The organism is Neobacillus sp. plas4 (assembly GCF_057221695.1).
In genome coordinates, this window is the sequence record NZ_CM170152.1 from 814,537 (window position 1) to 835,422 (window position 20,886).

Here is a 20,886-nt window from a genome sequence, read left to right on the forward strand (position 1 = left end):
GAAGACTATTTTTCTTGAATTAACTGCTTAACAGCGGGAATATCCGCTGGAGCCCACTTGAGGGAATCAAGGTTTTCTCTTTTTAACCAGATTAACTTTGAATGTTCACTAGGTGTGGGCGTACCATCGACTACTTTACATTTAATCGAAATTAAATTAATGATAAATGTTTCATATTCATGTGTGTTGTCGTTGAAGATTTCTTTGGTTGTTTCAATCTTACAGTCCAATTCTTCATCTATTTCTCTCATTAGTGCTGAGTATATATCCTCATTAGCCTCTACTTTTCCACCTGGAAACTCCCACATATTAGGAATAGACATTTCTGGAGATCTTAACGCACATAATATTTCGTTATTTTCATTTTCAATAACAGCAGCAACTACTTTTACAAGTTTTTTCATGATAGCCTCCTAATGAAATAGTTATAAACATAATAATATCATTTTTTTAAGATGTATTCTTTAAACTGATAAAAGAATGTGTCTTTGCATCTTTGGTATTTGAATTGTTGCCAGAAAATTTATAAGCAAGGAAAAGCTCTGAATTTCTAATAGTAATAAAAACCTTACTAATTAACCCAGTAAGGATTTTGCTATAATAGAGATAATATTTGGAGAAATTTGTTAAAGGGGGAGAGGTATATGAGCGCAGAGACTTTATGGAATCATTTAAGAGCAAAAGCTAGTTTATCAGAGTTTGAAATACATACGGTTCCGCAAAATAAGAGTGTTCCTTTGTGGTTTTTAGTAGGGGAAAAAAGATAAGCACCTCGTCATCAAGAAGGCCAAACCACACTCACCGAGTGTCAAAATATCAATGGATAGAACGATCACTTTTAAAGATTTAGAACATGTGTACCAATATTATGAACGTTGGTTAAATGGCGATACCGGCAGCCGGCAGGAGGCAGCAAAGAAATCACAGAACACTGCCTATATTTTTGCTTTAATTGCTGAGGCAAACAAAGCTACCGTATAGGGAAAAAGGCAAACTACTAACACGAGGGGGAACAAAATGGCTGGGGATCATTCTGCAGCGAGAAATGTTAATAGAGATATCCTTATCAATGAACTAGATTTAAAACAGGCTTCGAACACAACTATCTTTCTCAAAGGAAAATATTTCGTATTATCACCTTCAGTACAGAACTCCTATAATTGGTTTGATCTTCGATTAGTAAATCTAAAACAGTTTGATCGAAAGAATCAAAAAGGTTATTTGCTTATCAGGTTTTTTGATAAATTTTTGCTGGGAGATTTAAGATTGTTTTTACGATCAATGGTTTCGAAAGAAAACTATGTAAAAACGAAAGTAAGTGGAGTTCATTGGAAATTCAATATTAGACATGTAAATGGTCAATACATAATTATAAATCAAAGAGATAAAATGCAATTTATTATTGAGGAAGTTACTCAAGATGAATTGAAGCAAAAGCTTGGTAGACTATCAAAGGAGACGATTTCTGCCCAGAAAGATACTGCTATTAAAGCTGTTGATGGGACTCAAAATGAGGAGGTAAAATTAACAGATCTGCGGGAAAAAATAACTTTATTAAATGAGCGGGACACAATGAAACCACATGTATACCAGAACCCTAATGCCAGACAGGAGAGTATGATACCTGCGAACGGACTAGTTCATTGGTTTTTAAGATTGCTAAGGAGGAAATAAGGTGGATGTAATTGCTGAAAAAGAGTCCGATAGATAAAAATGTACCTCGTGAACTTATGAACCTAGTAATAGAAAGATTGGAACAAACTCTTCCATACAAATGTCGCGGTATTAAAATAACACATCAATTAATTCAAGTTACATTAGAATGTTTGAATGAGGAACCATCCAAGACCTTACCTCAAAATTGTAGAAATGACGTTAGAAGTAGGACACCAGATGGACTGGATTATAGGATAAAAAACAGAATGGGATCTGATTTAAGAACAGCTAATATCATATCTGATATTTTGGCGGAGGCTGGAATTGTGAAGATTACACATATAATCAACCCGAAAACTGGCAACAGTTTAAAAGCTAGTCAATTATTAAAGGATTGGACCTGGTAATAGACGTTAAAAAATGGCAGCTATTTTTGAAAGGACTGGTGTTTATATGAATCATAACCAAGCTATTATTCTAGCGTTGGATAGTTTAGGCGGAGAGGGAACCATAAAAGAAGTAAGCGATTGGATTCAAACAAGGTATCCTAATAAGTGGAAAGATGCTGGAATAGCCCTAGCAGATATGGTTCCGAAGTCGCTGGGTGGCAATTCATCATCTACTGTAAGTGAAGAAAATAGGGTTTTATAAAGAGTATCACCAGGACGGTATCGGTTATATCAAAAAACTGTTAGTATAAAAGGATAAAAATTTTAAAATTTATTTGAAAAATTTAATAATTTACAAAAAATAGATCTTGGAGAATAAACATGAAAATCATATATAATTTAACCGAAGAAGATTATTTGAATTTTAATTTGTTTCACATAAAAAACTCAGAGTCCGCTAGTAAATCCTTTAATATACAAAGATACTCGATTCCTATTATTTACCTAATAGTTGCTTATGTATTTTCAAATCTTGCGGACATCCCATTTTTATATGCATTCATTCCCTTTTTAATAATGGGAATCTTTTGGGTCCTATTTTATCCGAAGTATTTTCAAAATCGTATTAAAAGTCAAACCAAAAAGATGATTAGAGAAGGGAAAAATGAGGGTTTATTAGGAGAACATACGATGCTTTTGACAGAGGATGGAATCATTGATACGAATTCTAACGGTGAAACGAAGGTGAATTGGTCAGGGGTCGTTAAGATGATGGAGGATAACTCTAATCTTTATTTATATAATAGCTCTGTTAGTGCCTACATCATTCCTAAAAGAGAATTAAAAGAGTTAGAGGAAGTACGTGCATTTTTCGAAGCAAAATTATCACATTTACAACTTTAATGTTAGCAAACATTTATAGGCACTGTTCGCAATCTTTGCATGCTTTGACCTAAAGTGTTTTTACAGTGCAGTTTTTTATGTTAAATATCTATTAAAACAATTTTAATATAAGGTGATTATATGCTGAAATGTTCATGGTGTATGAAAAAGTTTAATAGCGGAAAGCCAATTTATGGGCTAAATATAAAGTTTGTCGAAGAGAAGAAGATTTCAGATCCAGACGGAAGAATTGTACATATACATCTTGAGTCAAGGAACACAAGTGTTCCAATGTTAGTTCCTGGTATAGACTCTGAAGCAGATAAAAAAGGAATTGATGGTATTTTTCCTATTTGTAGTGTGAAATGTGGAGAAAAAATGAGGGACGCATTATCAAAGGAATTTGGCACGATCCAAGCAGTTAATAATACAATTCAATTGTAATTTGCCAAATTGGTACAGATGGATATTACTAAGCTGCTGCTAGCTACTAAAAGACCGTACATTAGAAACATTCAGATTAACGATATTGGTATCTTTAGTGTGAAAGGAGTAATAATGAAAGACATACAAAACTTTGCGAAACAGTATCAAAAAGAAATGGGATGGGAAATTTCTGAAGAGAGCTATGCGGAGAGCAGAGACTCTCTTTTAAATAACTACATGCTGCTTACGACCGAGGTTGCTGAGGTAGCGGAGGAGCTGCGAAAGGCCTTTAATCTTACTGCGTCCTACGTTGAAAATGGCATGGAAGAAAAGAAGGCATTTGAGTTAGCAAAGGATCAAATTAAAGAAAACATGGGCAAAGAGCTGGCAGACTGTCTGGCTTATATGTTGAAATTTTATAATTATTTTGGAATCGATTTGGAAGAAAGCTTTTATTCAAAGATGGATGAAGTTAAAAACCGCAAGAATAAGGATTTAGTAAAATCAACGAAATGACGATTCATAGGGCAGTGTTGTATCGTAACATAGGTAACGATTAAATAGAATTAAAAAGGGTTGGTCCAAATGGGGCCAACTTATTACATTCACAGACACTCATATTTAGTAGGATTGTTGTGACGGCAGCCACTTCGCTTATTGAAAGTAAAGGCAGTTTAATGAAATAAGACATCTTTATCACTGCCTTTTGGTATACATGGTTAGAAAGGATAGTAGTTTTAGATGATAAGTGCAATCATTCACGGTATTATTTTGGCTTTTGGGCTCATTCTTCCATTAGGAGTTCAGAATGTATTTGTTTTTAATCAGGGGGCAACTCAAACGAAATTCAGAAGGACCTTACCTGTAGTCCTTACTGCATCCATTTGTGACACTCTCCTTATTTCTATAGCAGTATTGGGTATATCCGTCATTGTTTTAGGGGTTTATTGGATAAAGTTTGTTTTATTAACAGCTGGAATTATTTTTTTAGTGTTTATGGGGTTTGTGACTTGGAAAAATAAGCCTAATTCAAATTCATCAGAAAATAAAGCACTTTCTCCAAAAAAGCAAATTGCTTTTGCTATTTCCGTTTCTTTGTTAAATCCCCACGCAATCATGGATACCATTGGAGTAATAGGTACAAGTTCAATTTCGTATTCAGGTATAGAAAAACTGGGATTTACCTTCGCATGTATCACCATATCTTGGATCTGGTTTTTTTGTCTTGCATTCATTGGAAGACAGGTTGGAAGGTTAAACAAGTCAGAAGGATTTATGTCCATTTTAAACAAAGTATCGGCGTTAATAATGTGGGGCACCGCCATATATCTTTTTTCATCATTAATTTCCTAAAAATACAAACGGTTGCTTTAATGAAGAAATCATTCATATTTATCTTATATTTTATGATTTACAAACATTTAACAAAGATTTTGTAGGGTTTTATTCATTATTGGTTAATTCTTAAATAGAAGAGATGTAAAAGGAAGGAAGTGGAGAGTTTGAAACGTCAAAAGACTTTTTTTATTCTAAAAGATCTGGTTTTTGAAATGAAGAAACCAGAAATAACATTGAAGCAAATTAGAGTAGCACAGATTAAAATTGAAAATGAGGAATATAAAGAACTAAGAAAAAAATTCGATGAAGATGTATTTCATATAGAAAAAAAACCTGAAGGATGGTTTATTACCGAAAAAGAGTAAACTTCAATTTATTTTAAGAAATGTTTTTTTACTGCAAGTAACGTTCCTTCAGAATAACAGGATCGGTTGACGGGGAGAAAACATCCAATAACAGACTAATTGAGGACATAATTCACATACGAATTGCTGTCCTTCTTTTTGTTGTTATATCAATACTTTAATGGAATTAATACACTAATTAGCACATCAATTCACATACAATCGGAGATACCAAGAGATAAATAGATTTTTTCAAATGATGTTAGATACTCAAAAAATTAAGAAAGTTATTAGACATCGTTATCCATTTCTTTTAGTGGATAGAATTTTGGAATTAGAAGAAGGATAAAGAGCAGTTGGTATTAAAAATGTGACTGTGAATGAGGACTTTTTTAACGGACACTTCCCCAATTATCCAGTTATGCCAGGCGTATTAATTGTAGAGGCATTAGCCCAAGTAAGTGCAGTTGTAATGTTAACTAAAGAAGGAAATCAAGGAAGATTAGGGCTTTTAGCAGGTATAGATAAATGCCGATTTAAACAGCAAGTAAAACCAGGAGGCCAACTCCGTCTTGAGGTTGAAATAACCCGAATAAAAGGTTCTATTGGAAAAGGCAAAGGCATAGCTACAGTTGATGGAGAAGTAGTTTGCGAAACAGAGATAATATATGCATTTGGTGATTAGAAGCTATTAATTTCTAAAAGTCATTCAAATTGTTGGACAGAAGAGTGTCTTATTTTAAAGGGGGACTTTAAGTTAATAAGAAGTTAAAGTAATAGGATCCATCGGTCCTTTTTACTTTTTTTCCTTGTTAAACTACAGAGAAGCTTTAGAAGATTTTTTCTAGCCCCATACAATCCTTTTTTATTTTCTAGGCTCTGTTAAAGAAAAATGTTGATATTTTGAATTTTAAAAAAGGACTTGTCTAAATTAGACAGTCCTTTTACGATCTTATGTAATAACGAATGAGTTAGTTGAATAGGACAAATGTTTTATTTCACTTCTTCTACTTTATCCAGCTTAGAATTAGATGTCATTATTTCATCTTTGGAAATAAAGGTAATAGCAACATATGATCGTTGCTTTGCATGTTAAATATCCATTAGAAGCCTATCCTTTATTTCTGATATATTACCAGGCCTAGAAAGAACATCAATATTACTCTTAATTGTTCCTCTTCCTAATTTTTTCAATTGAAAACGGCCATAATTGATATTTATAATAATTATATATTCAAAAAAATAAGCCCTCAATGGAGGACTCTTTTTGGATCAACTACTTTTATTTTTTCCATTAATTCCTCAAGGCACTTAAAGCAAAGAATACCTTCTTCAGGGACGTTTTTCTCATTACAATGAACGCATTTAAGCTCCATATAGCTTCCTTTCTTAGTCAAATTTGCTACCCCAGTTCTCCAAAACGAATTGGGCTTCTTCTTCAGGTGTGAACAATCCAGTAGACCAGCCTTTAGTACCATCTTGCATTTTTAAGATATAGTCATGGTCACCGTTGACAGAAGAGAAGTCTCCTTCTTGCCATTTGTCTAAAATCCTTAGCATTTCATCTTTATGCTCAAATTCGCTGTTTTCAACGAATTCAGTAACTTCTTCAATGTTCGCTTTAGTCATTGGTACAGCACCGGTCTTCTCTTCAGCAGCTATTTTCTGATGTGTCATTTGATTCATAGTCATTAGAACGCTATCCTCATTATCAAAGAGACCAATTGCATTAGCTTTTGTGTCTTCCAATTTGGCAGCTATTGCTATAGCATCATTTGGATGTTCCTGCGCAAACTTCTCAGCTTCGTATTTTTGGACGTTTCCACTTATGTAATACCAAGCAATTCCAACCATCGCTGCAATCCCAAGAATGGTACCACCTAAAGCTACTCTGTTGATTTTTTTATTTTTAGAGTTTGTTTCAACTTCCATTTCATCTTCAAATTCAGGTTCGATCTCTTTTATCATAAATAATTCCCCCAAATATTATTCTATCACACCATTTCAATTTACAATAAAAGGATTAATCAGAATTAAATAAACAATTATAATATTGAGGAAATCAAATAACTGTAAGAAATTGTGTATCACTATGGCATATAAATTTTGACATATAACCATATAATTTAAAGAAACTTAAACAAGATCAAAAAAAAGCCTAACATCAGCTAGACTTCATAGATGTCGGGAGAATGTTTGAAAGTTTTTACAAAATCAACAAGACAAGTCTCGAAAATGTCAAATTTCCATCTTTGTTCATCATACATAGATGGATATCCAAAAGATAAGTTGAAAGCATGAAATTCATTTACTTCAAATCCATATTCAGTTATTTTTTCCTTCTTACCACATTTATTGCAAGTTATTGAAGTGGCAACATTTTTCGTTACTGTTATTTCTTGATATTCTTTCATAACCACAGTCTCCCATCCAATAATTAGAAATGTTCCATCATCAATTTCCATCCTTTTAGAATATCCTCTGAATCATTTCTTGTACAATACCAAATATCGTTTAATATAAATTTGTTTTCTTTTTCAATGCCTTTCGCAATTGATTGTGAAGAAATACACTTAAAGTAACGTTGCAATTTAGTTGAAGAATGGAAATGGCTCTTTTATGTTTGTACCAAGCAAGAATAGCCCCCTCCGAACAGATTGGAGGGGGGTGTGCTATCTAAATTCATCCGTTATTCCAAGCTCTTATTCTGACCAAGTAACCACTTGGGGACAGTTCAGACAAGTTGTATAGGAAATTACCAATTGGGGAATGATTTATAAGTTTGAAATAGCCTCCTGTGTCGTCCAAGTAGCACTGGCAAATGCTTTATAATTGGTAACGGCAGCTTGAAAATCCTCTTCACTAATTGTTGCGGTGGCATCGTATACAACAGCTGTTTCAAAACCAGTTTCGATTAGATGCCTCATATGGGACTCTACACAAACGTTGGAAAGCACCCCTGCAATAATTATCTTCTCTTTTCTATGTTGTCGTAACTGATATTCCAAGTCATTTGTTTGTGGGCTGGCAACCTTGTGAGGAGTTGCAATGACGGTTCTTCTATCAAAAATATAAGGTTTGAAAGAATGAACAAAATCAGCTCCAAATGACGGTGGTGTGTACGCATTTGCCACTTGATACATTCTAAGACCTAATAGCATCTTTTGTTCATTTCCTGTAAATTGCCAGCCATAATCATGAGGGTATAAATAATGGGGCGATATGAAAAGTTGGTATCCCTTATTGATGGCAGTTCTCATTAATAGTTCAAGTTTTTGTATGGTATTGTTTCGTTCAATAGTTCCTTTAGTCAGATGATAGCCTCTTCCCCCAGGACTCATAAAGTCATTTTGTGGGTCTGTGATTACAATGGCAGTATTATTGGGATGTGGTTTAAACGGCAAATTACTTACCTCCCTCGCAGCATAAGCTTGCGGAAATGTTTGTTACCTGTTCAGGAAAGATAGAGAAGTTGTTTTTTTAAAAGTTCAGCATTGACACGACAGCCGCATCGAACAAGTACATAGTCATTAAAAACTCTATAGGCATCTATATGTATTTGTAGTTTGTTTAGTTCACTTTGTTATAGAAAATTAGTGTGCAACTTTGACGAATGTTTCCAGAAGGTACTTGTTAAGCTAACGGGTAGCTTTTCTTAAAAAAGGGTGATAAATGTGACAACTGGTTGGAATTTGAATAAAACAACGATTACTTTACCATATTCATACGAAAGTTTAAGTGAGCTATTAAGTTGCATATCCAAAAATAAAAACCATTTCTCACATTATGATTTTGCACAGTGGTGTGATAATTTTACAATGGTCTTTGAGGATGCTGAATTGTCTCCAATCATTGAAAAAGCAGCTATTGTTGCACGAGATATAGAATGTCAGTGGGATTTATTTTTGGTTAATTCCTATTCATTAAAAGAGTTGCAGAAAATAGACTTATCAAAGGTAAAATTACCTCAAGAGTGGTTTATTCAGTGGTTAGAGCGATTAAAAGAGAGGTAATTGGAAACCACCCTTGTTCCACTAACGGGTAGCTTAGTTCAATTAGGTTGATAAATATTACGACAAAAACGCTCAGGAAAAATCTGAGCGTTTTTACTTGTCATTCATATTGCTCATTTGTTGTTAAAACATATGTTAATTAGTTTGTTATTTACATATGTTTTTAGGATTTTTCTCCTCATCAACCGAACCCGTTACCTTCAGAATTTTGTTTTTCCTTTGTGCTGGAATCATTAAATGTTGAGTCTGTATATAATTTCACATTATGCTAAATACTATCGGAAAAAGCAATGCAAGGGGTTAACATGATAGCACTTAAACCGATTAATCTAAGTTCACCAAAAACAGACACTACTGAAAAATTAACTTCAGCAGAAATGGGAAAACTTTGGGCAACATATATGGGAAACAGTATGGCAAAATGCATTTTAACTTATTTTCGTCAACACGTTGAGGATGAGGATATTAAAACGTTAGTAGAAAATGCATATCATTTATGTGCGGATTTCATGAAGACAACGGAAGAAATTTTTAAGAAAGAAAATTTCCCTATTCCTAAGGGCTTTTCTGAAGAGGAAGATGTAAACCAAGGCGCACCTCGCTTATTTGAAGATGAGTTCTATGTCCATTACTTAAAATATACCGCAAAAGCAGGAATGAGTATCTATAACGTAGGATACCCGCTTGTTTACAGGAAAGATGTAAGAGATCTTTTTAGATATTGTTTAGAGTCCACTATGGATTTAATGGACCAAATCAAAACAATCCTAATGCATAAAGGGCTTATAATAAAACCACCTCTTATTCCAGTTCCAGATAAAGTTGAATTTATCCAAAAGGATTTTTTAAATGGTTTCTTCGGTCATGTACGACCTTTACATGCTTTGGAAATTACCCATTTTTACGATAATATTGAGAACAATGTAACCAGTAAAGCACTCATTATGGCATTTGCCCAAGTTGCAAAAGATGAACAAGTTCGGCAATTGTTTGAAAAAGGGAGAGATCTTACACAAACAAATGTAGAACGTTACATGCAAAAACTACACGATGAAAATTTGCCTTCTCCATCTCTTATAGACCACTTAGTGACAAACTCTGTGTTTTCTCCTTTTTCAGATAAGATCATGTTGTTTCACAAGGCAGATATGTTTTCAATGAAGTTAAGAGCATTTGGAAATTCAGTTGCTGTAAATGGAAGACACGATGTTGGGCTAGTCTATACAAGATCGTTTGCAAAAATTTCATTATTCTGTGAAGAGGCAGCTAAAATCATGATCGAAAATGGCTGGATGGAACAACCTCCATATGCAGCAGAGAGATAGTGATAGGGGAGTTTGTTTACTATCTAAAGTTATCAGTAAGCCGAAGATATGCTGAATTTTTATTTATTTCTTGCATATTTTCGGCTTTTTTCATTCTAAAAACCTACTGCGTTTTTAATAGTCCAAAACATTTATCTGTGCCTCAATGGGAAATACACTAGTATATAAATCCGAATTTAAATTATCTACTTTTGAGATAAAACGCACGGGCATTTAATTTACCAATCTGTTTCTAATCACTGAGATCTAATATAAATCTACCAGGGATAGGGCGTCCATTCGATGTATTCTGGACCAGGTCACTAATTTTTGGCGGATGAGGCGAATCTGCCACAAATTTCAATAGATTCGATTGCACTCGATCATACGAATATTTTTGCAGGACCAAATGCCAGGCATCCAGCTTATGTTGATCAAATTGAAACTTTTCATAATAGGCTTGAATCTGTATCATCAACATATAAAACTCTTTCTTAGTCATCCAAATTAAAATCCTCCTCGGATATTTTATTCTTGCCTTCCTGCTGATTCAGATACGATTCAAACTTTGTCCCAAAGAGTGTCTCAGGCCGCAGGAACTTATTCCAAGCAGGATTAGACAGCCAATCAGCGGACTTCAAATTTATGACTCTAGTAAAATCCTCAAGCGTAAAACCTTCTCTATATCTAGCATGAATCAGTTCCCTGGTTTTAATCGAACTTAGTTTAAAGTTCTTTCCCGCTTTCTCATTCAAATAGTCAATAATTTCTGCATGGGATCTCCTTTTTCGTGGAAGAGGGAACAGCGGATTCTTTTGTAACACCGGAATCTTCCTCAGGTGCATGTTCCTTAATAGGAGCAGCTTTGCGTTCTTGCAGGCTTTCTTCAAACTCCAGCAATTTTTCATAGTCAATGCTATACCATTTTGTCTTATCCATTTTCAACTGATTAAAATTAGCTGAAATCAATAGCCCCAGCATCTCTAACGAGCGTATACTCCGTTTTATGGTACTCACTGACCAAAATGGCAGCTGCTTCTGCCACTCTTCATATGTATTATAAACCCAGGTTCTGCCCTCGATCTTATGCTTGCTGATTCCAAGCCAATAATGGATCTGCTGTAGCACCACTGCCTCATTTAAACCTATCTTAGCTGCTAAACCAGGAATAATCATTACGGGGCTTTCATTGATTAACAACCTGCTCAAATTTATCTCTCCTTTATAGATCTTAATAATAAGGAACCTTGGTTCGGTCGTAAGACGATAATAGCCCGCCGATTGGTTTAGTCCCTTCAATGTGTATATATTTATTACATTGTAAAAAGGATAGGGTATATAAAAATTATTTTTGATTGGTGGTATATGAAATGGAAGAGAACATATTATTTTTTCTTTGAAGAAATCTTTGAAGTAATCTAATGAAGAAATCTATGGTATTGCTTGGGTCAACACGAGGTTCTCTTCGTGTCATTCTGAATTGAGCTGCACATCAGGATGAGAGAATCAGCTTGTCAGTTTGAGCGGGTGCACATTCCATCAAACTAGCCAAGTGATAGCTTACCTAACACTAAAAGTGGAAATCCCCGCGGAAATCCATTTGCATGTTGTACGAACGAGTTTAGTGCATTAAGGAGGCATACTGTAAACTGTAATGGAAGGCGAGTTCATGCAGGGTTAAAATAGGAGGATGGGAACAATGGATAGGACCGTTACATTTTCATTCAGTAGTACAAAATATGAAGGTACAGAGGCGACAGAAACATTTGCTTTTAAAGAATTAGGTATTGATGAAAATTTGGATGATGAAGCTCTAAAAATAGAAATAGACAGAGTTTTTCAGGCTTGGGTTTGGGATAAACTTAATATTTCATACAGTATAGTAATAGGATAACATGCTTAACTTTATCAAACCAACATGGGTTTTAGTTTTATCTGCATTGTAAAAATATGTATTATCGGACATGAAAATCATTTTCTAATTTGTTTTTGTTAAGGGTCTAACTTTATCAAATAGTCGAAAAAGAACGAACCCTATAATTGCTCCAAGCGTATTCAGTATAAGGGTCCACATCAAATGAACGTATAGAAGTTAATAACTGTATAACCTCAACTAAACATGAAGTGAAAAATCCAAAAATTATTACTTTCCAAAACTTGTTTACCTTAAATCTTAGTGGAATAGAAAAACCTAAGGGCATAAATAATAGGATGTTTCCAACTATATTCCTTAATGTATACATAAAATTAGAATGAGTTAATAAATTATATATGCTCTCAAAGGGAGTCAGGTTTATACCGCCACTTTCCATATTTGGATAGTCATAAAAAGGAAAAGGAAAGAGTGTTAAGGAATAGATAAAAGTTACCGAAAAATAGAAAAGAACTTTAATCAATTCGTTTTTTATGGAGATTTGCTTTTTAACTACTAAAACTACAACTCTGTAAATTATCCAAGGAATAGCTAACAATATTAGTGAGTCTAATCTAATCATATTTATTTATCTCCATATCAGCTTAATTATTTCTGTATATCATCTTAGCATAAAATCTTCAACTAACAGGATGCTTTAGTTTAGGAACAAGGCTGTCAATAGACAGACTTGTTTTATGGTGCGCCCGGAATTGACGGAATGACTGTAGATGAACTCTTTGGTCACGTCAGTAAATACCTGCACCATCTTAAAAGGAAACTTAAAGATGGCTCAATCCTTAGTAATGTTTACTTAAACTAATTAGATAAGGAACTGAAGAAACGTGGTCAAAATTCGTTCGCTTTGCGGACGATTTTTGTGTTTATGTTAGAAGAGAACGGGCTGATTTCCGAGTTCTAGATAGTATTAATCAAATAATGATTAGCAACCTGTACATGTCTGGTACACAAAAAAAGGCGATTCCTAAGGAATCACCTCTTTGATTTTAGTTCAGGTAAAGTCAATTTGGAAAATGAAAAACCCAAAAGTGAGATCCATTTTTAATTAGTATCCATAACCACAGAAACTAGCTCCAATAATGACTAAGAGGATAAACAATACGATTAATAAGGCGAAACCTCCGCCAGCGTATCCTCCAACTGCTCCTGACATAAAATCACCTCCTATTTAGGAGGTATTACAATGAGTGGTAATACATATTATGCTTCTACATAATAGATGACACAATGTAGTTTAGTTTTATAAGTCATAAGTTATAAAAGGATTTCTTTTTGAACTAACGCCCCCTAATATATAGTATCAACTTAGAAAATGTTGAAGGAATGCACCTCAAATTCGTTGTTTATATGTATTCTTAGGTACGTGATTTAAGGACTTGTATTAAGCCCTCTTTGGGTCATAATAGACCCTGTGTTTAAGCAGTCTCTTTAGCAGGCAGGGCAGTAGTTGCATTAAACCTCACTTTGTAAACCAATTTACATCCATTTGGGGAATTAAATTGTAAAAGGAACCATATAAAATTATGAAGGGGGTGGAGAATCATAAAATGCTGATGACCAACAACTATGTTCATTCGAGTATGGTTTATATTATGACTAATATGGAAGCAATGAATTCAGTCATTGCCTTTTACAGGGATTTGAATGGAATGCTTACTTTTGTCGGATCATACCCAACATATGGAAAAGGTACCGGTGCAAAGGAGGTCTCAACTGCAACACCAAACGATGGAATTGATCCCCTTATGTCAGAAGGTTCACTAACTTTGTCCCCTGATGGCCGTTTCCTATTTGCAGTTAATACAGGCAGCAATAGTATAAGTAGTTTTATCGTATCCGACAGCAGAAAACTTATTCTCGTGGATGTGAAGCCTTCTGGAGGCACTCAGCCCAATAGCATAGGTGTGTTCGGTAATCTTCTCTATGTTTCCAATGTGGGTGATCCCGCTAATCAATTTACATCCAATATTTCGGGTTTTCGCATAGAGGATAGTGGGCACCTTTCTTATATCCCGGAATCTATTCATTCTCTAAGTACCATTAATGCTCAGCCCGTGCAAATTCTCTTCACTCGGGATGGCAGTAAAATTGTTGTACCCGAGCTTACTACAAACCATCTCAGTGTATTCCTTGTTAATAAAAATGGTACTCTTACCGGACCAATTATTAACGAATCCAATGGGATGACACCGTTTGGCTCTATTATCCTTTCCTCAGGACTGCTTTTGGTTTCGGAGGCAGGTTCTAATGCGCTATCATCATATTCGTTAAGTGACAACGGGATACTTAATGTAATTAGTGGCTCTGTACCGACCGGCCAAAAAGCCACTTGCTGGGTTACCACAACGAGGAATGAGCAATTTGCTTACGCTATCAACACCATAAGCGGTACAATAACCACCTATCGTATTGATCGTAACGGTGTACTAACAGTTGTCGGGCATACTACTAGTACACCAGCAGGGACAGCAACTGGCTTGCCATTGAATGTTGGAGTGAGTAAGGATGGCCGAAATCTTTACACTCTAAACGGAAATCAGGGTACAGTATCAGTCTTTAATATCAATGATGATGGTAGTCTAGTAAGAATACAAGTTGCTAAATGGAGAAAATTTCCTTATTTTGGATCGCAAGGTTTATCTGTTCTTTGATTGTATTGGTTTAACCATATTGGGTGCATAAAAAAATACAAGAGTTAAAGATTGGAGCGCCATTTCGCGGCTTTTCTTATTGAGCTACGAAGCAGGTAAGTAAACAGAACGGATGAAACGATGGGAGGCTTGAGAGGAGGAACAGTGAAACGCTTATTCAAAAGAATAGAAGAAGGCAGGCGTTTTTTGTACGCCTTCCTTCATACTATATTGATTCAATGATTCGTGTCTCGATATGGGACATACTCATGGGAGCTCGGTTAGTTCTTATTTAGAGGCGTTCAGCCATTCGGGTCCGACATGGCTAGGCTGTAAAGGCTTATTTCTTATAGGTGTTTTGGATACCTCATCCGCTCCGGCATCCCTGTTTCCTTGAGGTCGGGGCTGGCCATCCATATCATCTTTTACGGAGTAAGGCCCGTTTTTCAATGCATTGATAATCGGACTTTTTTCGCCCGCACGGAATAATCCGTCTTCTGTCAAAGCCAGCTGAGGATTTTGCTGGTTAATCCCTGCGACCGGCCCAATCCCGAGTTCAGCGCCATCCATGAAATTTCCTTCATACATAAGAGCTGCTGAATCGTCGATTACCTTAATAAGAGGAAGCTTAGCGTTCCCGCTTGCCTGTACAACGTTATTTGCTATAATCGTTTCTACAGGCGCTAAAGTATTCGTACTGCTTTTTTTATCGCCTACGACAATGTTGTTTTCATTGTTCACCAGTGTGTTGTGAGTAATGAGCACATTTTTGACTTGAAAATATTTGTTGAGAGCAGAGTTAGGTATGCCATTGGTTAGAACAATGGCCCCACGTGTCGTATTGCTGCCCACAATGCCACTGATATAATTGTTGGCTATCACATGGTCTTCGCCTATAACGCGGATCGCGCCGGCGTTCGCCTTGCCATTGGCGAAAAAGAAGTTGTTTTCAATGTGCGTTCCATTGCCATGACGAAGTGTGACGGTGGCTGCATTGTTCAAAAATGTATTGCCGCGAATCACATTCTTCCCTGATTTAACCGAAACCATTTCGATTTCTCCATCATTGTTCTCGAATAGGTTGTTCTCTACTGTTGTATAGGAATCCGAGAGCGAATAGGTACTCGTTCCGATTCTCAGCGTTTCCGCTTCATTACTAATCACTTGTCCACTATCGTCGAGCAAGATGGGACGGCCGGCAAAATGATTGTGATCAATGACATGGTGCTGCTCGCCCGCCTGCTCTCTCCAAACTACCATCATCGCACCGATGTTTTTCTTGCCTTTGAAATAGGAATGATCCACCCTGTTATAGCTGCCGTATAATCCAACCCACTTCGTGTTCTTCTCATTGCTTGAAGGGTTATAATCAATCATTTGGACGTTAGTAAGACGGGAATGCGTGCTTCTTGATCTCCCACCCTGAACTCAATGACACCGGAATCATCAATATCTCCCCCATCTTTGAATACCAAGCCGTCCACCACTATATACGATCCTCCGATATTGAGTGTGGAGGCACCGCTGAGCACTACCTGACCCGGTGTTTCCGCTCGCAGAGTGATGGGCTTATTCGGCTTGCCTGCGCCTTCCATCACAATGGCAGCATCCTTCCATACTCCGTTTCTCATCACAATCGTATCACCTGGTTGCGCTTTGCTCATCGCTGCTGAAATTTCGTCCACTGAAGAGACCTTCACTAACGATTCCTCAGCAGAGGCACCGAAAGGGATTGCAGAGAAAGCGATCACAATACAAAATGACAATAAAGATTTCCGTAACTTTTTCACTATACAGCCTCCTTTTTGTAAATCTACAGATATTATCCTATACTTTCCGGGACTGGATTATGGTTTTTTTTAGCCTAACTATGGGTGTTTTTTAGCCTAACTATGGGTGTTTTTTAGCTTGACTATGCATTTATTAGTCAACGGAAACACATAGGTGCTGTCCTTCTTCTTTAGGGCAATCCCATCGAGGCTTTGCTCTTTAACCAGGTCGAATAGGTTTACCTTTTCAGCTTTGAACATTGATAACCTACTCATTACAGCTTCGAAATATGGTTTTCCTGATAGTACAACCTCCATATGCAGCTGAGAGATAGAATTCAGCTTCAAGGTTGCGGGCAGAATCGAACCAAGATGGGTAACTTATTAACTACATTGTAAAAATATGTATTTTATAGTATAATAATATTAGACTTGCTTGAATATTGGAAAAATTATTGAAGGAGGTTATTTTATGTCATTCTTCGCTTACCTGTTTTGGGGATTATTATTGTCACTTGTTCTGTTTGGTGTAGTCTTCGATAAACTATTTCCTAACAGAGCAAAATTTATAGATCAAGAACATCACAAATCGACTAATCAACAATTAAATGAAAATGCTTCTTTGAACACTAAGAGTGCAAATGAAATAGGTTCAACGTTTCTACCGTGAGTATATTAGGGTGATATATTAGAGTTAATGGGGAGATCGCTGCAGCGATCTTTTTTTTTGTTCAAAACGGGGAGGTCAGTTAATTAGCCAAGTGGTATTTTTGGTTATATTCACTATTGGTTAACTTTTAGAAGACATGCTCATAAATAGCTGTCTAACGTATAGTGTTGATAATTACCTTTTTAGGAGAGATGTGTTTTGTACTACTATCATAATCCCTATTTGAACCACTTCATTAACGATTATAACTATGGTACTCAATATCTATATTCAACCACCGGAAGTACGAACAGGTATAGAAATAATCGATCTGCAGCTAGGGTTAAATCATTTTCCAAAGAGGAAGCAGCAGCAATTGCTTTACTATTAGGTATTGATTTTAATAAAAGCAAGTTCGATTTAAATGAATTTTGGATGGGAGTAAATACAGAGCTTGAGCATGGAAAAATTTCCAGCCAAACGAATGTTACAGGCGATGATCCTATTATGACTGGAAAAATTGCACTGGCCCATCTTAACGAGTTTCCTGATTACTATAAAAGATTAAAGGTACTTGAGGAAGAAGCAAAAGCCTTTTGGAACAGATGATTTAATTGGATACCTAAATGATAAGAATAGCATATATTTGTAAGAGATTTCCCTAAAAATTGTATAAACGATCGAGTGCTTTTAACACTGTGAGGAATAAAATTAAAGAGCTAGAACAATCTTTTTTTGGGCCATGGGGAGATTAGTTTAATAAACAAATCTAATATTTGGGTTAACAAAGGAAGGTCCCTCAAAAAGGTAAGTAGTTCCGATAATTTGGAGAAAATCAGAAATCACAGATTAAATAACATATGTAATAGCAACATAAATAACAATATGTTTAGCATACAAAAAAGGTTGGGTAAAATTGAGGAAACCCAACCTTTGTATGATTAGTGCTTATTGAATCGAAGAACCCATTCGTACAATTATAAAGCCTATTTCTTAAATGTTTTATAATATTCATAACCTAAGATTATCAAACCAATTGTCGCAAACAAAGCTCCAACAATAAATGGGAAACCAAGAAACAAAGACTGTACAACTTCATCGCCGTATTGTTTTTCTCCAAAAATTGCAAACCATAATTTTGACTTTCCAGACCAAGCTGTAATACTCGTTGCGTATATAGCACCAGATAATATTATTGTTAAACAAACTAATAAACCACCAAACATAACAAATCCACCGATTAAAATTTTATTCATTTTTTCCCCCCATATGATTTTTGAAAAAATTCAACACCTTACTTATTTTTTCTATAAATTAATTGTTTTTTATCTTAATATAGTTGAAGTAAACAATTTTCGAAAATATTTAACTATATTTTAACATAAAATGGTAACAATCCTTGATTTTTTTCAATAGCAAGATGACATTAACTGTTGTCACTCTGTTATTAGGTATGTTAATTACTATGCTAATTTACATATAATTTAGGCGAAAACACTGTTATGTCAACAGAAAAAAAGCATACCAATTACTTTGTTAATTGATATGCTAATTCATATTCTATTTACAATGTTTCTATACAATAACGGAACTAATTATCAAAAAGGACCGTCCTTTAATTATTCTGTATAACTAATGAATAGGGATTGACCGAATTCTTCTTTGCCGAACGTTTCGATTTCTTCTTGTGTTTTGCTATGGGGAGGTTAGTTGAAATTAGGTTAGGGAATCTGTTCGATTGAATGTATAATACCTTGGGTTATTTTAAGTGTTTCATAAAATAAGATTTCAAAATAATTGTATGTTTGTCCAAACATTTTTCTGCCTTTTGAATTTAATGAAATCATAGGGAGGTGGAAAATAATGAATAATGACGTTGTTTCTATTGGAGCAAATTGTGTGGTGAGAATTGGAAATCGGTTCTTTCTACTGGTAGAAATTGAAGTGGAGAATATAGACTTAGAGGAATTTGTTTTTATCCGAATTTCTGAGCGGGAGTTTAGAACGTTAATAAGAGCGGGAGTCGAACGTTGTACAATTGCTAACCGTATTCCACGTAACAATGCAGAATTCATATGTGTTTTAATTGAAAATGGTCAAGCATTTTTGGTTTTCGACGTGGAAAACAATGAAGACGAAGCTGTACTTGTTAGAATTTCATTAACAAGAGCAGAGGAGTTAATTCGCAGAGGCGCAATGCGATGTACTGTAATTAATAGATAAAGAAAAAGGTATTATGGTTCTGCAAAGGAAAACGATTGCGGAACAAGAAGTAAAGGTTGATACATAGTCATGTCTATATGTATCAACCTCTATTTTTTATGACTTTTTACGATTTAGGTCTTGATAAATTTCAAATTTACACCCTAACAAGATTAAATTGTTTATTTACAGTTATAATAATATTATTTTATATACATAGAATTTCTATATACATAAAATAACTAAGTAAGTAGAAGAATAGTGCGATGCTTCCATAATGAAGAATCGCCTTTTCATTATTCAATGTTTGATAATGAACTTACGGTTAAAGATTATCTGTATTTATTCTTGGGGTATTGGTTTCAGGATCCGCTGCTGCCATAGCATTATCATTGTGTCGATCGTTTTCGTTTCTATCTAATTTACTGTATTTTTCTATTGTCTCGGAATTTTTCTTGTTATCAGCCACCATATCACCTCCTACGGATAATATGTCCAACTTTTTCCTTGAAAATAAAAATAGTTGAAGCCAATTCCTAGATTATGTCCGAAGTCGAGTCACCTTCAGACAAGGGAAGACATAAAAAGCAAGGTCGTGTCCGAAGGCGTGTCACCTTCGGACAAGGCAGGGTCAAAAAAGCAAGGTCATGTCCGAAGTCGAGTAAACTTTGAACTGGGTAACGTTTTGGTGCTTAAACGATTGAATGGTCGGAGCAAGTTGATTTTTAGTTAACACTAATCAATCTATTAATTCTTTAACTGATCTGAAGCAGCGCCAGCATTATCATTAAAGCTAATGGCAAGAAATTTGATAAGTTTTTTGGCAAGCCGTCTGGGATGATAAATTGGTACCAACCCTAGAATAATTCAACACAAATCACAGTTTTTTTCAGAGTCAAAAAAGCTTAAATTTATTTGATTTTCTCCGCCAACTCTAAAATAATTCCCTCTGGACCACGAACGTAGCACAACTTATAACTTTCTTCATATTGCTGTATCTCACTAAAGATTTCCGTGCCATTCTTTTTCAATTTGGCAACAATAGCTTCAATATCTTCAACAGCAAAGCATATATGTCGGATACCCAGCGTATTTGCAAAAGGCTGCTGAATATTTTTTTCATCTGAAGGCGTATAAAATTTGACTAACTCTATCCATGCCTGACCATCTGGCATCCCCAATCCTACACATGCCGTTTTAACATCATTAAGCCCAACTATTTTGTCCAACAGTTCTCCAGCCAATTCCCATTCCGCCTGCACTTCAAGTCCTAAATCAAGAAAAAACATTTTAGCCGCTGAAAGATCATTTACGTTTATACTCACATGATCTATTCTATTGATCTTCATAT

The 20,886-nt window shown here is 35.2% G+C and carries 30 protein-coding genes and 1 pseudogene; 17 read left to right on the top strand and 14 right to left on the bottom strand.

The annotated features are described in order from the left end of the window. Nucleotides 1-5 precede the first annotated feature (5 nt). The gene (locus tag AC2TFD_RS03965) at nucleotides 6-404 is read right to left on the bottom strand and encodes a (deoxy)nucleoside triphosphate pyrophosphohydrolase (protein ID WP_335568164.1); all 399 of its coding nucleotides are present in this window, start codon (nucleotides 402-404) and stop codon (nucleotides 6-8) included. A gap of 240 nt (nucleotides 405-644) precedes the next feature. Between AC2TFD_RS03965 and AC2TFD_RS03970 the strand changes: the two genes are divergently transcribed. From AC2TFD_RS03970 to fabZ, 11 genes and pseudogenes are all read left to right on the top strand, one after another. Then, on the top strand, nucleotides 645-767 hold the full coding sequence (locus AC2TFD_RS03970; protein ID WP_335568165.1) for a hypothetical protein: 123 nt from the start codon (nucleotides 645-647) through the stop codon (nucleotides 765-767). Nucleotides 768-819: 52 nt separating this feature from the next. Next, nucleotides 820-981: a hypothetical protein gene (locus AC2TFD_RS03975; protein ID WP_484675019.1), complete on the top strand. Its 162-nt coding sequence runs from the start codon at nucleotides 820-822 to the stop codon at nucleotides 979-981. Nucleotides 982-1,017: 36 nt separating this feature from the next. Beyond that, nucleotides 1,018-1,674 (top strand): hypothetical protein, encoded by a 657-nt coding sequence (locus AC2TFD_RS03980; RefSeq protein WP_484675020.1) that lies wholly within the window; start codon nucleotides 1,018-1,020, stop codon nucleotides 1,672-1,674. Nucleotides 1,675-1,685: 11 nt separating this feature from the next. Further along, nucleotides 1,686-2,063: a hypothetical protein gene (locus AC2TFD_RS03985; RefSeq protein WP_484675021.1), complete on the top strand. Its 378-nt coding sequence runs from the start codon at nucleotides 1,686-1,688 to the stop codon at nucleotides 2,061-2,063. 13 nt (nucleotides 2,064-2,076) lie between these two features. Beyond that, nucleotides 2,077-2,307 (top strand): hypothetical protein, encoded by a 231-nt coding sequence (locus AC2TFD_RS03990; protein WP_484675022.1) that lies wholly within the window; start codon nucleotides 2,077-2,079, stop codon nucleotides 2,305-2,307. A gap of 119 nt (nucleotides 2,308-2,426) precedes the next feature. Further along, nucleotides 2,427-2,948, top strand: a complete 522-nt coding sequence (locus tag AC2TFD_RS03995) for a YcxB family protein (protein ID WP_335568170.1) — start codon at nucleotides 2,427-2,429, stop codon at nucleotides 2,946-2,948. Nucleotides 2,949-3,068: 120 nt separating this feature from the next. Beyond that, nucleotides 3,069-3,371 carry a hypothetical protein gene (locus AC2TFD_RS04000; protein WP_484675023.1) on the top strand — a complete coding sequence of 101 codons (303 nt, stop codon included), beginning with the start codon at nucleotides 3,069-3,071 and terminating at the stop codon, nucleotides 3,369-3,371. A gap of 114 nt (nucleotides 3,372-3,485) precedes the next feature. Next, nucleotides 3,486-3,869, top strand: coding sequence for a MazG nucleotide pyrophosphohydrolase domain-containing protein (locus AC2TFD_RS04005; protein WP_484675024.1), 384 nt, complete (start codon nucleotides 3,486-3,488; stop codon nucleotides 3,867-3,869). A 225-nt stretch (nucleotides 3,870-4,094) separates the two neighbouring features. After that, entirely contained in the window at nucleotides 4,095-4,706 is a 612-nt protein-coding gene (locus AC2TFD_RS04010; RefSeq protein ID WP_484675025.1) for a LysE/ArgO family amino acid transporter, read from the top strand. Between the two features lie 149 nt (nucleotides 4,707-4,855). Further along, nucleotides 4,856-5,056, top strand: coding sequence for a hypothetical protein (locus AC2TFD_RS04015; RefSeq protein ID WP_335520623.1), 201 nt, complete (start codon nucleotides 4,856-4,858; stop codon nucleotides 5,054-5,056). A gap of 238 nt (nucleotides 5,057-5,294) precedes the next feature. Further along, nucleotides 5,295-5,720, top strand: a pseudogene (gene fabZ / locus AC2TFD_RS04020) (3-hydroxyacyl-ACP dehydratase FabZ). 704 nt (nucleotides 5,721-6,424) lie between these two features. Here the strand turns inward: fabZ and AC2TFD_RS04025 are convergent. The 3 genes from AC2TFD_RS04025 to AC2TFD_RS04035 form a co-directional block, all read right to left on the bottom strand. After that, complete coding sequence (locus tag AC2TFD_RS04025; protein ID WP_335568172.1) at nucleotides 6,425-7,003, bottom strand: DUF6241 domain-containing protein; 579 nt, start codon at nucleotides 7,001-7,003, stop codon at nucleotides 6,425-6,427. A 200-nt stretch (nucleotides 7,004-7,203) separates the two neighbouring features. Further along, nucleotides 7,204-7,500, bottom strand: a complete 297-nt coding sequence (locus AC2TFD_RS04030) for a hypothetical protein (protein ID WP_335568173.1) — start codon at nucleotides 7,498-7,500, stop codon at nucleotides 7,204-7,206. A gap of 309 nt (nucleotides 7,501-7,809) precedes the next feature. Further along, nucleotides 7,810-8,439, bottom strand: a complete 630-nt coding sequence (locus AC2TFD_RS04035) for a cysteine hydrolase family protein (protein ID WP_179602073.1) — start codon at nucleotides 8,437-8,439, stop codon at nucleotides 7,810-7,812. Nucleotides 8,440-8,709: 270 nt separating this feature from the next. Between AC2TFD_RS04035 and AC2TFD_RS04040 the strand changes: the two genes are divergently transcribed. Together AC2TFD_RS04040 and AC2TFD_RS04045 are read left to right on the top strand one after the other, a co-directional pair. Further along, a complete protein-coding gene (locus AC2TFD_RS04040; protein WP_335568174.1) occupies nucleotides 8,710-9,048 on the top strand; it encodes a hypothetical protein in 339 nt (112 codons plus the stop codon). Between the two features lie 305 nt (nucleotides 9,049-9,353). Then, a complete protein-coding gene (locus AC2TFD_RS04045) occupies nucleotides 9,354-10,373 on the top strand; it encodes a DUF3231 family protein (RefSeq protein WP_335519450.1) in 1,020 nt (339 codons plus the stop codon). A gap of 232 nt (nucleotides 10,374-10,605) precedes the next feature. Here the strand turns inward: AC2TFD_RS04045 and AC2TFD_RS04050 are convergent, their stop codons facing one another. Genes AC2TFD_RS04050 through AC2TFD_RS04060 form a run of 3 tightly spaced genes read right to left on the bottom strand, consistent with a single transcriptional unit; the run spans nucleotide 10,606 to nucleotide 11,561 of the window. Further along, on the bottom strand, nucleotides 10,606-10,854 hold the full coding sequence (locus AC2TFD_RS04050) for a hypothetical protein (protein ID WP_484675026.1): 249 nt from the start codon (nucleotides 10,852-10,854) through the stop codon (nucleotides 10,606-10,608). Next, entirely contained in the window at nucleotides 10,847-11,176 is a 330-nt protein-coding gene (locus tag AC2TFD_RS04055) for a conserved phage C-terminal domain-containing protein (protein ID WP_335519456.1), read from the bottom strand. Before AC2TFD_RS04055 ends, AC2TFD_RS04050 begins: the two co-directional genes overlap by 8 nt. Then, the gene (locus AC2TFD_RS04060; protein WP_484675027.1) at nucleotides 11,112-11,561 is read right to left on the bottom strand and encodes a hypothetical protein; all 450 of its coding nucleotides are present in this window, start codon (nucleotides 11,559-11,561) and stop codon (nucleotides 11,112-11,114) included. Before AC2TFD_RS04060 ends, AC2TFD_RS04055 begins: the two co-directional genes overlap by 65 nt. Before the next feature lie 490 nt (nucleotides 11,562-12,051). On the opposite strand from AC2TFD_RS04060, the gene AC2TFD_RS04065 reads away from it, so the two are divergent. Continuing rightward, nucleotides 12,052-12,246: a hypothetical protein gene (locus AC2TFD_RS04065; protein WP_335519462.1), complete on the top strand. Its 195-nt coding sequence runs from the start codon at nucleotides 12,052-12,054 to the stop codon at nucleotides 12,244-12,246. A gap of 115 nt (nucleotides 12,247-12,361) precedes the next feature. Here AC2TFD_RS04065 and AC2TFD_RS04070 read toward each other — a convergent pair whose 3' ends face one another. Together AC2TFD_RS04070 and AC2TFD_RS04075 are read right to left on the bottom strand one after the other, a co-directional pair. Further along, a complete protein-coding gene (locus AC2TFD_RS04070) occupies nucleotides 12,362-12,847 on the bottom strand; it encodes a VanZ family protein (protein WP_335519464.1) in 486 nt (161 codons plus the stop codon). Between the two features lie 483 nt (nucleotides 12,848-13,330). Next, nucleotides 13,331-13,438 (bottom strand): YjcZ family sporulation protein, encoded by a 108-nt coding sequence (locus tag AC2TFD_RS04075; protein WP_335519467.1) that lies wholly within the window; start codon nucleotides 13,436-13,438, stop codon nucleotides 13,331-13,333. A gap of 394 nt (nucleotides 13,439-13,832) precedes the next feature. Between AC2TFD_RS04075 and AC2TFD_RS04080 the strand changes: the two genes are divergently transcribed. Next, on the top strand, nucleotides 13,833-14,936 hold the full coding sequence (locus AC2TFD_RS04080; RefSeq protein ID WP_484675028.1) for a lactonase family protein: 1,104 nt from the start codon (nucleotides 13,833-13,835) through the stop codon (nucleotides 14,934-14,936). A 267-nt stretch (nucleotides 14,937-15,203) separates the two neighbouring features. Here AC2TFD_RS04080 and AC2TFD_RS04085 read toward each other — a convergent pair whose 3' ends face one another. Then, entirely contained in the window at nucleotides 15,204-16,292 is a 1,089-nt protein-coding gene (locus AC2TFD_RS04085) for a polysaccharide lyase 6 family protein (RefSeq protein WP_484675029.1), read from the bottom strand. After that, nucleotides 16,289-16,705 (bottom strand): chondroitinase-B domain-containing protein, encoded by a 417-nt coding sequence (locus tag AC2TFD_RS04090; RefSeq protein ID WP_484675030.1) that lies wholly within the window; start codon nucleotides 16,703-16,705, stop codon nucleotides 16,289-16,291. The genes AC2TFD_RS04085 and AC2TFD_RS04090 overlap by 4 nt, the downstream gene beginning before the upstream one ends. 847 nt (nucleotides 16,706-17,552) lie before the next feature. Between AC2TFD_RS04090 and AC2TFD_RS04095 the strand changes: the two genes are divergently transcribed. Next, complete coding sequence (locus AC2TFD_RS04095) at nucleotides 17,553-17,942, top strand: DUF5661 family protein (protein WP_335568181.1); 390 nt, start codon at nucleotides 17,553-17,555, stop codon at nucleotides 17,940-17,942. Between the two features lie 377 nt (nucleotides 17,943-18,319). Here AC2TFD_RS04095 and AC2TFD_RS04100 read toward each other — a convergent pair whose 3' ends face one another. Then, on the bottom strand, nucleotides 18,320-18,589 hold the full coding sequence (locus AC2TFD_RS04100; RefSeq protein ID WP_335509275.1) for a hypothetical protein: 270 nt from the start codon (nucleotides 18,587-18,589) through the stop codon (nucleotides 18,320-18,322). A gap of 607 nt (nucleotides 18,590-19,196) precedes the next feature. Between AC2TFD_RS04100 and AC2TFD_RS04105 the strand changes: the two genes are divergently transcribed. Then, nucleotides 19,197-19,556 carry a hypothetical protein gene (locus AC2TFD_RS04105; protein ID WP_335517676.1) on the top strand — a complete coding sequence of 120 codons (360 nt, stop codon included), beginning with the start codon at nucleotides 19,197-19,199 and terminating at the stop codon, nucleotides 19,554-19,556. A gap of 304 nt (nucleotides 19,557-19,860) precedes the next feature. On the opposite strand, the gene AC2TFD_RS04110 is transcribed toward AC2TFD_RS04105, so the two are convergent. Together AC2TFD_RS04110 and AC2TFD_RS04115 are read right to left on the bottom strand one after the other, a co-directional pair. Next, nucleotides 19,861-20,004 (bottom strand): hypothetical protein, encoded by a 144-nt coding sequence (locus tag AC2TFD_RS04110; RefSeq protein ID WP_335517674.1) that lies wholly within the window; start codon nucleotides 20,002-20,004, stop codon nucleotides 19,861-19,863. Nucleotides 20,005-20,446: 442 nt separating this feature from the next. Next, complete coding sequence (locus tag AC2TFD_RS04115; RefSeq protein ID WP_335568182.1) at nucleotides 20,447-20,884, bottom strand: VOC family protein; 438 nt, start codon at nucleotides 20,882-20,884, stop codon at nucleotides 20,447-20,449. Nucleotides 20,885-20,886: the final 2 nt, after the last annotated feature.